This window comes from Gilliamella sp. B14448G11, assembly GCF_016101765.1.
Taxonomy (GTDB): domain Bacteria; phylum Pseudomonadota; class Gammaproteobacteria; order Enterobacterales; family Orbaceae; genus Gilliamella; species Gilliamella apicola_N.
Genome location: NZ_JACFPX010000003.1, coordinates 182661 through 199457, shown reverse-complemented (window position 1 = coordinate 199457; position 16797 = coordinate 182661). Strand labels below are relative to the sequence as shown.

The window sequence follows — 16797 nt, the reverse complement described above, 5'->3', positions numbered from 1 at the left end:
TACAACCTTATTGTTTTTTCATCGTAATTGGGAACGAAGTTCCGTTATCATAAATTCCCTGGCAATCAGCTTGATTATTGTTGCCTGATTTACACTGAATCTTAGGTAATTGATATTTGCTATTATCACTACAGATAGCTTGGTTATTACCACCAATACTTAAATTAGCATTTTGAATACCACTATCAACTTGACCAACGCATTTAACACCATCACTACGAGTAATAGTAACTTGGCCATTTCCATCCTTAAGTTCATAGCTCAATTGTAATGGTTTACCGGTAGCCTTATCTTGAATTCCTCCACTAACAGACCATTGCCCATCCAAAAATTTAGTAGAGCCTTGCTTTATTTGATCTGGAGATAACGTTAAGTTATCTACCTTATCTGGATTCACATTAGTGTCAGAATTATTATCTTTATTTGATTCTTCAGGTATTTGACCTTTATTGTTTTCATCTTTTGTGCCATCCAAATTATCTTTTTTATCGGCTTCAACTAAATTAGGATCACCTACTTTGTCATCATTACTATTTAAAGCGTCTGGAATTTGATTAATATCACCATTATTTTCAACATTATTAGGTATTGCGTTTGGATCAACAGTATTAAGAGTATCTCCTTGAACTTCAGTGTTAATAGGCACACCATTAGCATCAACTAAATTTTTTGAACTGTTTTTGATGCCATTAATAACATTAATTTGTCTATCAATTACTTGATCTTTCGTTTTTACTTCTTTTACATCTTGTTTTTCATCTGCTGGTAAAAGTTGATTAATATTATTTTCCTTTGCTATTTCATGATTAATCGAAACGTCCGAATTTTGTCGACAGCCTCGTAACAAAAATATTGCAAATAATAGCAATAATAAAAGCAACAAACCAAGCAACCACGCCCACCAACGTTTCCACCATGGTTTTTTAATTATCTCAGATTCAGTTACTGTTGATGCTAAAGGGATTGGTTGTTGTATAGATTTCAAACAATTAAATGGTGAATTATTTTGCGGCGTTTGTGGATAAACAAATCCCCAAAAGGTAATCACTGGTTCACCGTTAACAATATAAACAAATTGATTACTAGGAAAACGTATTGCCATCAAATTTGGTTCAGTGCTATCAATATTATTTTTTGGATCATAAATCAGACGGCTAAAAAGTAATTGATCACCCGCTAAATTTGGATTGCTTGCAAGTTGTTTACCCAAATTGATAACTTTGTTTTCGAATTCTTTGAGTAAAATCAATGCTTCTTCTTGCTCTGATTCACTGGCAGAGGTCCAAGGAACAATATCATACTGTCCATCAGATTGAGTTGAATCAAAAGGAATATACCAATCAATAATATTACCTTGATCATTGCGTTGTGGAATAGCTAAATAATCAGCATATTGTTTACCTAACTTTACTCTAAACATTTCACGAATTTGGGCAGCAACTAAATAAGCGGCTTTACCGTCGTGCCCTAGCATTTTGAAATCTTTTATATCACCACTTCGCAGTAAAGTATTTACCATATATTCCTTCTTATTAATTGTATTTATATTGTTATTATTTTTATATAATTGTATTAATTTTAACAAAAAAATTTATTATTGTAATTGTTAAACTCACCGATATTATGTCTTTTATATTTGAATGTTAATTAAAGCTTTATATATTTATTACAAAAAATAATACATTAATAAGTATTAATACAACAAAAATCATAATAACACCACTTAATAGAGTGATTCCCTTTCAATCTTATACTGAAACGTATGCATAACCTGAAACTTTTTTACAAAAACTCTTTATTGCAATTGTTTTAAAAACTCCTCATCAGTTAAAACACGTAATGGTTGCATATCACTTTCACCTTTTATAACCAAAGAGGGATCAGAACGTAAACATGCTCCGCCATAATGTCCACCTACAGTAAAAGTACATAATTGTAGATAACGATCATCAACCTTTGGCAAACACCAGAGTTCTTGATAAATGTTTTCTTGCTTAGCAAACTGTCCTACTGTTTTATCAAGAATCTGTTCTTGACTGCTAATTAATTGAATATCACTTCCCCGACGACCTGCAATAGGTTTAATGGCATAACCTTTTTTAATTAAACTGTCATTAAGTTCAAACGTTGATTCTAATAAATAACGGTGATTAGGGAATAAAGACCACAAAACAGGTAAAATAGCTTTATTACTTGGAATAACCGTCCATAAAGGTTCAAAAACTGAAACTTCAGGTCGTAAAAGCACATCAATTAATCTTACCGCATTTTCAGGATGCCAAGTGCGAATTGGTAAGCCGGCAATCTGAGCTTCACTTTCTTCTCGTAATTGCTCTAGAACGGTTTCCCATGCCCATGTTTTCCAAACACATGTGACTTGTCGATCTTCATCATCAACTAATCGACCTCGCTTATCCCATTTTAGCCCATTAAGTCCACGTAGAATCTTGCTACTAAATCCTGCTTGAGTAAGGGCTGTTTGCATAAACAATGCATGATAATTTTCTTCACTATCGTTATCTTGCATGATATGAACAAAAGCTTGTGCATCGCTATGTGTCCAACAATTAGCCAAAGAATTGAGTAAACCACTACTTGGATTGACACCCACATTTAATCCTGCTTGAATTGCCCATTTATCAAGAATGTGTCCGGCTTCAGTATGGCAAGAAGCTGAATCAGCGTTATATTCGTAAACTTTAAAACCTCGTTCATCCATGCAAAAATCTAATCGTCCTGTGATCATTTGATAGCGACGCTGTTGCCATGAGAGTCTAAGCCTTGGCCATAATATTTCCGGAATATTAAAATTAATTAATAATCTATCATCTTTTAATACTTTATCAGTAGCATGTAAATACATTAAATGTAATTCATTGGTTGCACGAATTAACTCTTGTTCCGCGCTTTCTGAAATGGTGAAATAACGATATTGATCGTCATGGCTGATTGCATGCCCTGTGGCTGATACATAGGCATTTTCGAGCGTATCTAATTCATTTAGCCACTTTTTATCAAATTGGCTTTCATTTTCAATATGAGCACTGTGGATCGCTAACAACGGATTAGGTACATTAGGTTGTGACAAACTATGTTCGGTATTATCTGTTTGAATCATCCAACCAAGAATCGTTGTATCATCAAACGTATCATGTAACTGATAACCGCCATCTATCCTTGTCATAGCAAGCTCACGAGTCCATTGCTGACCAATAGGCAAACGTGTATGTCTTACGTTTTGCTCAGCGATCCGAATTTTATCTTCAAATACTTCGGTAATAATAGCGACATGACCGGTACGATCAAAAAATCCTCCATCATCCCAAACTAATAATGCACCTGCTTCTGGTGCACGTTTACTGCCATTGGCAAATGCTTGTAAAGGTAAAATCGCTTCATTAATAACATGTCTTAAAAATCGTAACGAGAATATCTCATGCGCCATACCCACATCGGTAAATACAATACCGTGATTTAAAAATAAAAATCGCCTAGCAAATTCGACACATTGCCATTTATATCCCATATATTCATGACCAGAATAACTGCGAAATGAGGCATCATTAGGGTAAAGGTTGGAATCTAATGTTTCATAATCAGATGAATAAATTGCAACGCCTCCTGGCGCATAACCTAATAATGTACCAAAAGATTCTTTGTTATTGGACAAAGATGACATGCTGTATTAACCTTATATTTATGAACAAAATGCAAGATAGATTTATCAAGCTATGTTAGAATTTCCCTATCATAGATCAAATTATAAGCTTTAAAAAGCGATGTTTATATTTCATATTACTTGAAGAAGTATAAACAGCCTATATATATTCGTTATTCTTGGTAGTCATACCAATAAAATGAACTAATAAAATGAGAAGTATAAAATTATGCAACAAACAAAATTAAATGAACTATTAGAGTTCCCTTGTTCATTCACCTATAAAGTGATGGGAGAAGCAAAACCAGAGTTGGTTGATAAAGTTGTATCCGTAATTCAACGCCATGCGCCTGGTGATTATACTCCATCTATCAAACCAAGTAGTAAAGGTAATTATCATTCTGTATCGATTACTATTAATGCAACACATATTGACCAAATTGAAAATCTTTATAAAGAATTAGGCGAAATTGATATTGTAAGAATGGTTTTATAATTCATTGCTTTTTTTAAAATTTTTTCGCAAAATAGAGTCTCACACTGCAATAATGAGGCTCTAATATGAAACCAGAAACCATTGCCATCCATACTGGCTATACACCCGAGTTAACAACCCACGCTGTTGCTGTACCTATTTATCAAACCACTTCTTATTCTTTTGATGACACACAACATGGCGCAGATCTTTTTGATTTGAAAGTGCCTGGCAATATTTATACAAGAATTACAAATCCAACTAATGCAGTACTTGAAGCAAGAGTTGCGGCCCTTGAAGGCGGAGTTGGCGCCTTAGCTGTAGCATCAGGTATGGCTGCCATTACTTATGCAATTCAAGCAATTACTTTTACTGGTGAAAATATTGTTTCAGTTTCTAAGCTTTATGGTGGAACGTATAATTTATTTGCTCATACATTACCTAACTTTGGTATTACAACTAAGTTTGCCCCTCACGATGATCTTGTTGCTATTGAAAAACAGATAGATAACAAAACTAAAGCCATCTATTGTGAAAGTATAGGTAATCCCGCTGGCAACATTGTTGATATTGCGGCATTAGCGGATATTGCTCATCGTCATGGTATCGTTTTGATTGTCGATAATACTGTTGCGAGCCCTGCACTTTGCCGACCGTTTGAATTTGGAGCGGATATTGTCATTCATTCCCTCACTAAATATATTGGTGGACACGGCAATAGTTTAGGTGGAATGATTGTTGATTCAGGTAAATTTCCTTGGAAAGATCATGCGGATAAATATCCAATGTTAAATCAACCTGACCCATCTTACCATGGCGTTTCATATACTGAAACATTTGGTACTGCTGCTTATATAGCGCGTTGTCGTGTTATACCATTACGTAATATGGGGGCAGCATTATCTCCATTTAATACTTTTTTACTATTACAAGGACTCGAAACATTATCTTTAAGAGTTGAACGTCACTGCCAAAATACCCTAAAAGTCGCCCAATATTTAGAAGCTCATCCTCAAGTTAGCTGGGTAAATTATGCTGGTTTATCAAATCATCCAGAACACCAATTAGCCATAAAACAGATGGATAATGGTTTGCCAGCTGGTATTTTATCGTTTGGTATAAAAGGAGGTAAGCAAGCAGGAGCTAAATTTATTGACGCATTAAAACTGATAATTCGGTTAGTCAATATCGGCGATACTCGTTCACTAGCTTGCCATCCAGCCACCACAACACATAGACAACTTAATAATGAAGAGCTGCAAAAAGCAGGAGTCAGTCAAGAAATGATTCGCTTATCTATTGGTATCGAACATATTGATGATATTATTGCTGATCTAGAGCAAGCCCTTACAGCTGCTTCGAATTGACCTATTATGCAATAGAAAAAAGTCAGATAGCTAAAAACTATCTGACTCTTTTACTAAAATCAATTAGCCTAAGATTTTAGCTAATTCTTTTGTAACATCAGCAACTGGCTGGGTTCCATCAATACGGAAATACTGTGTACGACCTTCTTTAGCTTCATGTTGATAATAACTAATCAAAGGTTTAGTTAAATCATGATATTCAACAAGACGTTTACGAACAATTTCTTCGCTATCATCTTTACGAATAGTTAGCGATTCACCAGTAACATCATCAATATTTTCAACTTTTGGTGGATTGTGACGTATATGATAAACACGACCAGAAGCAGCATGGATTCGTCGTCCACTCATACGATCAATAATCACTTCATCAGGCACATCAAACTCAAGTACATAATCAACATTAATACCAGCAGCTTTCATTGCATCAGCTTGTGGCACTGTACGCGGAAAACCATCTAATAAAAAACCATTAGAGCAATCACTTTGTGCAATACGTTCTTTAACTAGTGCTATTACCAGCTCATCAGTAACAAGTTTTCCTGCATCCATAAGTGATTTTGCTTGTAAACCTAATGGACTACCTGCTTTTACTGCGGCACGTAGCATATCCCCAGTTGAGATTTGTGGGATACCATACTTTTGCATAATAAATTGTGCTTGGGTTCCCTTTCCTGCCCCAGGTGCACCTAATAATATAATTCGCATTAAATAACCTCTTATAACTTTAATATAAATAGTTTTTTCTATTCTGGTAAATAATGAAATATCACTTTACTACTTGATATTAAACCATCTGTTTGACAAATATAATTGATCGAGCCACAGCCTTTAATCATTTGCGCATTTTGTTGGCAAATTGGACATATATATTGTTCAATGTAATGTTGTTGGCATTTAGAACAACTAAAATGTTGAGGAGAAACACGACTCATTTTTTCATTACAGTTCGGGCAAATGCCTTCTTGCCCATGATTAACTGCTATTTTTTTTGGCATAATTTATTTTCGACCTCGAACATGTTTCATCAACCGGCGACGTTTACGTTGCTGTGATGCTGTTAAGCTATTTTTTCGACCTTCAAATGGGTTAGCTCCTTCTTTGAATTGTATTCGAATTGGCGAACCCATAATTTTTAATGAACGTCTAAAATAGTTCATTAAATAACGCTTATAAGAGTCAGGTAAATCTTCAACTTGATTACCATGAATAACAACAATTGGTGGATTATAGCCACCAGCATGTGCATATTTTAATTTTACTCGACGACCACACACCAAAGGAGGTTGATGATCATCTTGTGCCATTTGCATTATTTTTGTTAGTAGTGCCGTATTTACACGACGCGTTGCACAATCATAAGCTTCTTGAATGGAATCAAATAAATTACCAACTCCACTACCATGTAAAGCAGAAATAAAATGTACTCGAGCAAAATCAATAAAATCAAGCCGATCATCAAGAGTCGTCTTGACTTGTTCTTTGATGTCTTGTGATAAGCCATCCCATTTATTAACAGCTATTACAAGTGAGCGACCACTATTTATAATAAAGCCAAGTAATGATAAGTCTTGATCTGATACTCCTTCTCTGGCATCAATAACTAAAATCACAACATTAGCATCTTCAATTGCTTGTAATGTTTTAATGACAGAAAATTTTTCAACGGTTTCGGTTACTTTACCTCTTTTACGAACACCTGCGGTATCAATTAAGACGTATTCACGCTCATCACGTGTCATTGGTATATAAATGCTATCTCGCGTTGTTCCTGGCATGTCATATACAACAACACGCTCTTCACCTAATATACGATTAGTTAGTGTTGACTTACCAACATTTGGGCGACCAACAATAGCAACCTTGATAGGTTGATTTATCAGTGATTGAGTATCATCATCATCAAGGACAAGATCATCATATGACTCGGGCAAATCGTTAGATGATTCATCGTTAACAAAATTATTTTGATGTTCATCTTTGAATTGAAAAATAGGCTCTAAAACAGTCTCAATTAATGAACTTACTCCTCGACCATGACTAGCAGCAATTGAATGAATCTTACCTAATCCTAGCCCATAAAAGTCAGAAATAGCAATATCAGCATCAATACCATCAATTTTATTAGCCACTAAAAATGTAGCTTTCTGGCGGGAACGCAAGTGTTTAGCGATAGCATGATCAGCAGGCATAGCACCTGCTCTAGCATCTACTAAGAAAAGAACAATATCTGCTTCTTCAATTGCTTGTAGGGATTGTTCTGCCATAAAGCTTTCAACCCCATCTTCAGTTCCATCAATACCGCCAGTATCAATGACGATATATTCATGTCCTTGAATTTCGGCTCGCCCATATTTACGATCACGAGTTAATCCGGGAAAATCAGCAACTAATGCGTCTCTAGTTCGAGTTAACCGATTGAATAAAGTCGACTTTCCAACGTTTGGACGACCAACTAGTGCTATAACTGGTACCATGTATATTCTCTATTTACCTTAATTTTTTATAAACGCATAAATATCACCATTTTTAGCTTGAACAATTATTTTATTGTCTACTATTAATGGTCGCGATATTAAACCACTACTACTTACTTGTGTTTTAGCAACGATTTCGCCACTATCTTTATTTAGAAAATACAAATAACCTTCAAAGTCACCTACAATAATATAATCTTGGTAAACAACTGGATCGGTTAATTGACGATGTAAAAGGCTTGGTTGGGTCCAGTCCAGTGCACCACCTTTTTTAGTGATAGCTTGAACATTATCATCCTGATCAACAACGAATATCTGTTGGGAATCAACAGCAAAACTATGAGTTGAACCTAATTGCTTACGCCAAACAACTTGACCATTACTTAGATCCAATGCTGCAACATATCCATTATAACCAACAGAATAAACCAAATTTCCTTCAACAACAGGTGTAGAATCAACATCGTTCAATTTTGCTATTTCAGTTGAACCTGTCGGTTGAGAAATACGTTGCTGCCAAATGAGTTGGCCATCTTTGATATAGTAAGCATTTACTCGCCCACTATCATCCCCCACAATTGCCGCACCATGAACGACCGTTGGTGTTGAATTGCCTCTTAACGACAAAGATGGAGTATCAAGAGTTACATCCCACAGTTCTTCACCGGTATTACGGTTTAGTCCTTGTAAAATGCCATTAGCAGAATGAATAATCAATTTATCCTGAGAAGATACAGGTCGAGCAAGTACTTCGCCGTTTACTTTTTTTTCCCAAACAACTTTACCATTACTACGATCTAAGGCATAAACAACCGCCCGTTCACTTCCAATGTAAACATATTTGTCATCAACGCTTACTCCACCAGAAAACAAAGCTGTTTTGCTACTAAAAAATGTGCTTTGGGATAAATTTACATCCCATATAGTATTACCACTTAATAAATCAATCGCTTTAACCTGTCCACTGCGACTAGCAACATAAACAGTATTATCATAACTAGCTGGACCTAATAATGAGTAAATTTGCGTATTTCCCGATGTACTATTTCGCCATATTTGCTGAATAGGAAATTGGCTTTTCACTGTTGGTGAAGGTGAAATCTGTACAATCTCTTCTTCACCACCAAATAAGGAACATCCTGCAAGTGAGCAAATTAAAACACTGGTAAAAAAATATTTTGTTAACTTCATATTATATGACCCTTATAGCAGGATAAATTAATTTTTACTTTCTTCTGTTGCTGCTTTGTTCGCTTGTGACTCTTGTTCTGCCTTATCTTTTAATGCTTGTTCTTCCTGTTTAGCTTTTAAGTATTGTGCTTCATTTAATTTCATTTTTATATTTGTTTTTAACTCATTAGTTGAGGATGAAGTCAACGCAAGGTTATATGCATCAACAGCATCACTATAACGAGCCATTTTCACAAATATATCACCACGAATATCATTTACAATGGTCATCCAACTTTTTTCAGATACCTTACCTAATGAAGTTAAACTATCTTGATATTGCTCTTGTTGATATTGTAAACGAGCTATTCGAATGTATGCGATTGCTTTAATGGGTTCTGCATCCGTTTTCTTTAGAGAATCCGTTAGTAAAACTTGTGCGCCTGCATAATCTTTTAATACTTCGACATAAAATTTAGCTGCATTAAAACTAGCAAATACACTATAAATAGTGTCGTCCTTTTTAGCAAAGGCGACTAATTCATTGACAGAATCGGGGTTACTATTATCCAATTTCGCTATTAATTGTTCATATCGCTCTGATGATTCAATTGACTTATCTACTTTATAAGATTGCCAGTAACGCCATCCATAAAAAGCTAGTAAACCAATTATGATAACTGCAACCATTATTTTCCATGTTTTTGCAAAAAATTCTTTAATCTCCGAAAATTGTTCCTCAGGCGTTAATTGATGACTCACTTTTTTCTCCTATTATCCTTTATAGTATAGCCAAACAAGTTTGAATAATATTTGTTTGCGCTACTTCAACTTGTTCACCGTTTTGTAAATTTTTAATGGTTACTGTTTGGTTTGCTATTTCATTTTCACCAATAATAACCGCTATTTTAGCACCTAATTTATCAGCCTTGGCAAATTGTTTCTTAAAATTACTGGAACCATAATTGGTGACAATGCGTTTTTCAGGTAATCCATCTCGTAATTGTTCTGCTATGCATTGTGCTGCTGAGATTGTCTTTTCATCACCTGACGAAATCATATAAATATCAATTGAATTATCACAGTTCAATGACGGGTTGACTGCTTGAACTAATAAAACTAAACGCTCAACACCCATAGCAAAACCAACAGCTGGTGTAGGTTGTCCTCCTAGTTGGCTAACAAGACTATCATAACGACCACCACCACAAACGGTACCTTGTGCTCCTAAACTGCTTGTTACCCATTCAAAAACAGTGCGATTATAGTAATCTAATCCACGAACTAACCGTTGGTTAATATTGTATTTGATACCAGCATTATCTAATAAGCGACACAAACCATCAAAGTGCTCTTTAGATTCTTCATCCAAATAATCAAATAATTTTGGTGCTTTATCTAATAAATCTTGTATAACAGGATTTTTTGAGTCAAGAACTCTTAATGGATTAGTATACATTCTACGTAGACAGTCTTCATCCAATTTATCTTTGTGTTGTTCAAGGAAGCTTACTAAAGCATTACGATAATTTGCTCGAGCCTCAAGAGAACCAATTGAATTAAGTTCAAGAGAAGTATGCTGTTCAATACCCAGCGCTTTCCAAAAACGAGCTGTTAATAAAATAAGTTCTGCATCAATATTTGGTCCTTCAAGCCCAAAGACTTCAACACCAAATTGATGAAATTGACGATAACGCCCTTTTTGCGGTTTTTCGTAACGAAAAGCCGGTCCTAAATACCAAAGTCTTTGCTCTTGGTTATAAAAAAGACCATGTTCAATACCGGCACGAACACAACCTGCTGTAATTTCAGGACGCAGAGTAATGCTCTCATTATTACGATCATTGAATGTATACATCTCTTTTTCAACGATATCTGTGACTTCACCTACCGCTCTTTTAAAAAGTGCAGTATCTTCAACAATAGGTGTTCTAATTTCGTTATAACCATAGCTATTTAATACGCCTTTAACGATTTTTTCAATCTGTTGCCAACTTGCACTTTCAGTTGGAAGTAAATCGTTCATTCCACGTATTGATTGAATTTTTTTATCTGTCATTTTTTTATTCACTTTCTTTTAAAATTATAATTCAGTTGTTGAAATTTTATTTTTCAATAATAATGCTTTAGCACGGATTTTAGCTTCTAATTCGTCAATCATTTGCTCATTATCAATACGGCCTATTCGCACACCATCTTCATAAAAGCCACTTTTATTATGACCGCCGGCAACCCCCATAGTTGAAGCTAATGCTTCACCAGGGCCATTGACCACACAACCAATAATTGAGACATCCATAGGTGTAATAATATCTTCTAATCTTTGTTCTAATATATTTACCGTATTTATCACATCAAATTCTTGACGAGAACATGTAGGGCATGCAATAAAATTAATGCCTCGAGCCCGTATACGAAGTGATTTTAAAATATCAAATCCAACTTTCACTTCTTCTGTAGGGTCGGCAGCTAATGATACACGTAAGGTATCGCCAATACCTTCTGATAATAACAATCCCAACCCTATAGCCGATTTAATAGCGCCACTACGAACTCCACCAGCTTCAGTAATACCTAAATGCAATGGTTGCTTAATTTGCTTAGCCAACAATCGGTAAGCATCAACTGCTGTAAAAACATCAGAAGCTTTTACACTAACTTTAAACTGATCAAAATTAAGCCGGTCAAGTATATCAACATGACGCATAGCTGACTCTACAATTGCTTGCGGAGTTGGTTCCCCATATTTTTCTTGTATATCTTTTTCCAGTGAGCCTGAATTAACCCCAATGCGAATTGGAATATTTTTATCTTTAGCACAATCAACAACCGCACGTATTCTTGATTCGTTACCTATATTACCAGGATTTATCCTTAAACAGTCTACTCCATACTCAGCAACTTTCAGAGCAATGCGATAATCAAAATGAATGTCAGCAATAAGCGGAACTTTTGCTTGCTGTTTAATAAGTTTAAAAGCTTCTGCTGCATCCATTGTGGGAATAGAGACACGAACAATATCGACGCCAACACGTTCAAGAGCTTGAATTTGGGCTACGGTTTTTTCAACATCTGTTGTACGAGTATTTGTCATCGATTGAACAGCAATTGGAGCCCCACCACCAATAGGAACATTGCCGACATAAATTTGGGTAGATTCTCGTCTAATAATAGGTGAATCTTGATGACTCATAACATGCCTAATTATATTACAAAATAACTAGCCAGCAATCTTAACAAGATTTAAAGCAAAAGTCTGTATGAGAATAAGAAAATTTGCTAACTATTAACATGTTTAGATAGTGATGGAGAAATATAGTGACTAACTTCCACAAGATTACTTTTATTTTCTTTATTAACATAATATAGGGTAACACCTAATGTACATAAAAAAACTAGAACAATCATAAGAAATATTTTTTTTCCATGTCTTTTTTTATATTTTTGTGAATAATTTTTCATTTCATAGGATTGGTAGTGGTGGGATAATTCATCAAGATAAGGTTGGTATTCATCAGCGGATAAACCTACTAGTTCAGCATAAGAACGGATATATCCTTTAACAAAAACAAAAGAAGTCCGAATCAATTGTTCTTTTTCAATGTCATCAATTATCGTTTTACGGACATGAATCTTATTGGCAATATCATCTTGAGTGAATCCCATTTGCTCTCTTAAATAGGCAAGCTTTCCTCCCAATGAAATGTTATCCATTATCCCCTCATGTATATAATAATCCAGAAAGATATCTCATTTTTACATATTTTGATAATTAATCAATTTTTTTCGCACTAAACCACTGAGTTGGTTTTGCTATTTCATCTTGTGCTGCAACCAATTGTAATTCATATTCATTTTGTTTTAAAGTTTCGAGCATAACAGCATACACCGCAGCAGTAGTATGTTCTAAAGCTTCTACCAATGATTTTCCAAGTAAAATATTAGCTAAAAATAATCCACTGGTCATATCACCAACACCAACCGGTTGTTTTACACCAAAATCAACTAACGGTCTACTAATGTGCCATGCTTCATTTTGAGTCACAAGTAACATTTCAAAACGATCATTATGATATCCTGCTCGGCTTAGATGTTTAACCAAAATAGCTTTTGGTCCTTTTTCACATATGGCTCTGCAAGCTAATATAGCCTCATCAACATTATTAATGTGTTGTTTACCGTTAAGTTCTTCAAGCTCAAGTATATTGGGTGCCATTATATCTGCCATAGGTAATGCAGTATTACATAAAAATGCAGATACACCTGGTGCAACAAAGCAGCCTTTTTCAGGATGCCCCATCACTGGGTCACAAAGATAAATAGCATTTGGATTAACAGCTTTTACTTTTTTAACAATCTCAATAATGGCATCACCTTGTTCTGGTGATCCCATATAACCACTTAGTACTGCATCGCAACGTTTTAATTCATCAATGGCATTAATTCCATCAACAATCTCAATCAGATGAGATGCAGGCATTACCGTTCCAGTCCATTGATGATATTGAGTATGGTTAGAAAATTGTACTGTATTTAGAGGCCAAACATTTACCCCTATTCGACGCATAGGAAACACAGCAGCACTATTTCCCGCATGACCAAATACCACATGTGACTGAATCGATAAAATACTTTTCATGGAATTATCTCCAAATTAATAAGCAATAATATTTTTTACCACGACGAAGCAAAGTATAACGATTAAAAAGTTTATCATTATCTGAAAAACGATAATCAGTTGTTGTATTACGTTCACCATTAATTGAAATAGCATTCGATTCAATCATAGTTCTAGCTTGCCCTCGTGATGGTGCAAATTGAGCATTGACAATTGCTTGTTGTAAATCAACATCACTTTCAACATCAAGCGTTGGCATGCCATCTTGCGCAAGCTGTTCTAGATCGGCTTGGGATAAATCACTTAATCGTCCTGAAAATAAGCTTTCAGTAATTCGTTTAGCTGCATTTAGTCCTTCTTCACCATGTACTAGACGAGTAACCTCCTCGGCAAGAACATATTGAGCACGAGGTGCAACACCACTATTTTTATCTTCTTCCTCTAATGCATCAATTTCATTTAATGGCATAAATGTAAAGAATTTCAAGAACCGATAAACATCAGCATCAGCAGTATTAATCCAGAATTGATAAAATTTATACGGACTCGTCTTTTTAGGATCAAGCCATACTGCACCACTTTCGGTTTTACCAAATTTAGTTCCATCTGATTTTGTGATCAAAGGTACGGTCAAACCATAAACTTGTTTTTGATGTAAACGACGCGTTAAATCTATACCACCTGTAATATTACCCCACTGGTCAGATCCACCAATTTGTAAAACAACATTATGAGATTTATTTAAGCACGCAAAATCATAGGACTGTAATAGACTATAAGAAAATTCTGTAAACGAGATCCCTACTTCATCGCGATCAATACGTTGCTTGACAGATTCTTTGTTAATCATGGCATTAACCGAGAAGTATTTACCAATATCACGTAAAAATGTTAGGACGTTCATGCTACCAAACCAATCGTAGTTATTGGCAACAATAGCCGATTGTTCACCACAATCAAAATCTAAGAATGGTGAAACTTGCTGTTTTATTTTTTCACTCCATTCAACAACTGTTTCTTGAGTATTAAGTTTGCGTTCAACGGCTTTAAAACTAGGATCACCAATTAATCCTGTCGCGCCACCAACTAAAGCAACAGGTTTATGACCTGCTAATTGAAAGCGTTTTAAACAAAGTAACGGTACCAAATGCCCTAAATGTAGGCTATCGGCTGTTGGATCAAAACCACAATAAAGCGCAATAGAATTTTGTTCAATTAGTTCTATTAGTGCTTTTTCATCAGTAAGCTGAGCAATAAGTCCTCGCTCTTGCAGTTGTTTGATCACATTTTTTGTCATAATATTCTACCTATTAAATTTTTTACGATTTATATTTTATTTTAAATAATAATCTATTGTGTCTTGTTATGATAACGTTTATACGCTTGTTTGAAATGATCTTCCACTATTTCATTAGGTTTTTTATCAAAAAGGCTAAAAATAATAATGCCAATAGAAGCAAATAAAAATCCAGGAATAAGCGAATAAAGATTAAACCAATTAAAATTAATCCAAAGTAATACAGTTACTGCACCAATTATCATACCGGCTAATGCTCCGTTACGTGTCATACGTGCCCAAAAAACAGAAAATACAATAATAGGACCAAACGCCGCACCAAAACCAGCCCATGCGTGGCTAACCAAATCAAGTACACTGTTATTTGGATTAATCGCTAATAATATTGCTACAATTGATACAATTAGTACCATTATACGCCCAACCCAAACAAGTTCTTTTTGTTTTGCTTTTGGTCTAAAAAATGCGCGATAAAAATCTTCTGTTAATGCACTTGAACAAACCAACAATTGGCAACTTAGAGTACTCATAACCGCAGCTAAAATAGCAGCCAATAAAACACCTGCAATCCAAGGATTGAAGAGTAATTTTGACAATTCAATAAAAATACGTTCATGTTTACCATCATTGATTAGATAGGCTAAACTAGGATTATGAGCAAAAAAAGCAATACCAAAAAAGCCAACAGTAATTGCGCCTCCTAAGCATAAAATCATCCATGTCATACTAATTCGACGAGCATTTTTCATTACATCATGCGAGTCTGCAGCCATAAATCTCGCTAAAATATGAGGTTGACCAAAATATCCAAGCCCCCATCCCAATAGTGAAATAATGGCAACAAAATCCATATGAGCAAATAAATTAACATAATCAGGATTAAGTGATTCAATATAATTCATTGCATCAGTAAATCCACCAGCATTCACCATAACCATAATTGGGGTTAAAATAAGTGCAAACATCATCAAACTAGCTTGAATAGTGTCAGTCCAACTTACTGCTAGAAATCCACCAATAAATGTATAAGCTATCGTTGCTCCAGCCCCAGCTAACATTGCCCATTCATAACTCATACCAAATGTACTTTCAAATAACTTAGCTCCTGCAACTACACCTGAAGCGCAATAAATAGTAAAGAAAATAAGAATAATAATGGCTGAAATAATACGGAGTAATGAGCTTTTATCATCAAATCGGCGAGCAAAGTAATCGGGTAATGTTAATGAGTTATGGTTAATTTCAGTAAAAACACGCAGTCTTCCAGCAATCAGTAACCAATTTAGATATGCACCAATTATTAAACCAATTGCAATCCAGCTTTGCGAAATACCAAACAAAAAAACAGCGCCAGGAAGCCCCATTAACAACCAACCACTCATGTCAGAAGCTCCAGCAGAAAGTGCTGTCACAACGCTACCGATACGACGTCCACCTAATATATAATCACCAAAGTTTTGTGTTGCGCGAAACGCAAAAAAACCAATTGCAATCATTCCTAAAATGTACACAGCAAAGGTGACAATCATTGGTAACGACATTTTTATAATATACCCTGTAAAATGAAATTTAAAATAGTTGGCTAGCTTACCATAAAAAACTTATGCTAAAAAGCAGGCGATTTATAGATATCTATGAACAAAAAAACTAAAGATAACCTGATGCTAACATTAAGAATATTTAATTTATATTTTAATAGCGACCTATCTTCATAGGTATAAGCTATTTAAAAACT

At 34.9% G+C, this 16797-nt stretch carries 15 protein-coding genes; 2 read left to right on the top strand and 13 right to left on the bottom strand.

What is annotated here, in order from left to right:
• Positions 1–7: 7 nt before the first annotated feature.
• On the bottom strand, positions 8–1519 hold the full coding sequence (locus H3S88_RS03575) for an SrfA family protein (RefSeq protein ID WP_198227570.1): 1512 nt from the start codon (positions 1517–1519) through the stop codon (positions 8–10).
• A gap of 276 nt (positions 1520–1795) precedes the next feature.
• Positions 1796–3679, bottom strand: coding sequence for a bifunctional glutathionylspermidine amidase/synthase (gss, locus tag H3S88_RS03570; RefSeq protein WP_198227571.1), 1884 nt, complete (start codon positions 3677–3679; stop codon positions 1796–1798).
• Positions 3680–3887: 208 nt separating this feature from the next.
• Between gss and ybeD the strand changes: the two genes are divergently transcribed.
• Positions 3888–4154 (top strand): DUF493 family protein YbeD, encoded by a 267-nt coding sequence (gene ybeD, locus H3S88_RS03565; protein ID WP_025314454.1) that lies wholly within the window; start codon positions 3888–3890, stop codon positions 4152–4154.
• 65 nt (positions 4155–4219) lie between these two features.
• A complete protein-coding gene (locus H3S88_RS03560; RefSeq protein WP_025314453.1) occupies positions 4220–5500 on the top strand; it encodes a bifunctional O-acetylhomoserine aminocarboxypropyltransferase/cysteine synthase in 1281 nt (426 codons plus the stop codon).
• Positions 5501–5563: 63 nt separating this feature from the next.
• Here H3S88_RS03560 and adk read toward each other — a convergent pair whose 3' ends face one another.
• The 11 genes from adk to putP all read right to left on the bottom strand — a co-directional run bounded on the left by adk (position 5564) and on the right by putP (position 16609).
• Positions 5564–6208 carry an adenylate kinase gene (adk, locus tag H3S88_RS03555; protein WP_039128367.1) on the bottom strand — a complete coding sequence of 215 codons (645 nt, stop codon included), beginning with the start codon at positions 6206–6208 and terminating at the stop codon, positions 5564–5566.
• Positions 6209–6246: 38 nt separating this feature from the next.
• Positions 6247–6498 carry a zinc-ribbon domain-containing protein gene (locus tag H3S88_RS03550; RefSeq protein WP_198227572.1) on the bottom strand — a complete coding sequence of 84 codons (252 nt, stop codon included), beginning with the start codon at positions 6496–6498 and terminating at the stop codon, positions 6247–6249.
• A gap of 3 nt (positions 6499–6501) precedes the next feature.
• On the bottom strand, positions 6502–7977 hold the full coding sequence (der, locus tag H3S88_RS03545; RefSeq protein WP_198227573.1) for a ribosome biogenesis GTPase Der: 1476 nt from the start codon (positions 7975–7977) through the stop codon (positions 6502–6504).
• An 18-nt stretch (positions 7978–7995) separates the two neighbouring features.
• Positions 7996–9168 carry an outer membrane protein assembly factor BamB gene (gene bamB / locus H3S88_RS03540; RefSeq protein WP_198227574.1) on the bottom strand — a complete coding sequence of 391 codons (1173 nt, stop codon included), beginning with the start codon at positions 9166–9168 and terminating at the stop codon, positions 7996–7998.
• Positions 9169–9195: 27 nt separating this feature from the next.
• On the bottom strand, positions 9196–9909 hold the full coding sequence (locus H3S88_RS03535; protein ID WP_198227575.1) for a tetratricopeptide repeat protein: 714 nt from the start codon (positions 9907–9909) through the stop codon (positions 9196–9198).
• 19 nt (positions 9910–9928) lie between these two features.
• Entirely contained in the window at positions 9929–11206 is a 1278-nt protein-coding gene (gene hisS, locus H3S88_RS03530; RefSeq protein ID WP_198227576.1) for a histidine--tRNA ligase, read from the bottom strand.
• Positions 11207–11230: 24 nt separating this feature from the next.
• A complete protein-coding gene (gene ispG / locus H3S88_RS03525; protein ID WP_086325938.1) occupies positions 11231–12340 on the bottom strand; it encodes a flavodoxin-dependent (E)-4-hydroxy-3-methylbut-2-enyl-diphosphate synthase in 1110 nt (369 codons plus the stop codon).
• A gap of 86 nt (positions 12341–12426) precedes the next feature.
• Positions 12427–12861, bottom strand: a complete 435-nt coding sequence (locus tag H3S88_RS03520; RefSeq protein WP_086325937.1) for a RodZ family helix-turn-helix domain-containing protein — start codon at positions 12859–12861, stop codon at positions 12427–12429.
• A 58-nt stretch (positions 12862–12919) separates the two neighbouring features.
• On the bottom strand, positions 12920–13786 hold the full coding sequence (gene pdxY / locus H3S88_RS03515) for a pyridoxal kinase PdxY (protein WP_144092007.1): 867 nt from the start codon (positions 13784–13786) through the stop codon (positions 12920–12922).
• Positions 13787–13790: 4 nt separating this feature from the next.
• Positions 13791–15062 (bottom strand): tyrosine--tRNA ligase, encoded by a 1272-nt coding sequence (gene tyrS, locus H3S88_RS03510; protein WP_216354583.1) that lies wholly within the window; start codon positions 15060–15062, stop codon positions 13791–13793.
• A gap of 53 nt (positions 15063–15115) precedes the next feature.
• A complete protein-coding gene (gene putP / locus H3S88_RS03505; protein WP_086325935.1) occupies positions 15116–16609 on the bottom strand; it encodes a sodium/proline symporter PutP in 1494 nt (497 codons plus the stop codon).
• Positions 16610–16797: the final 188 nt, after the last annotated feature.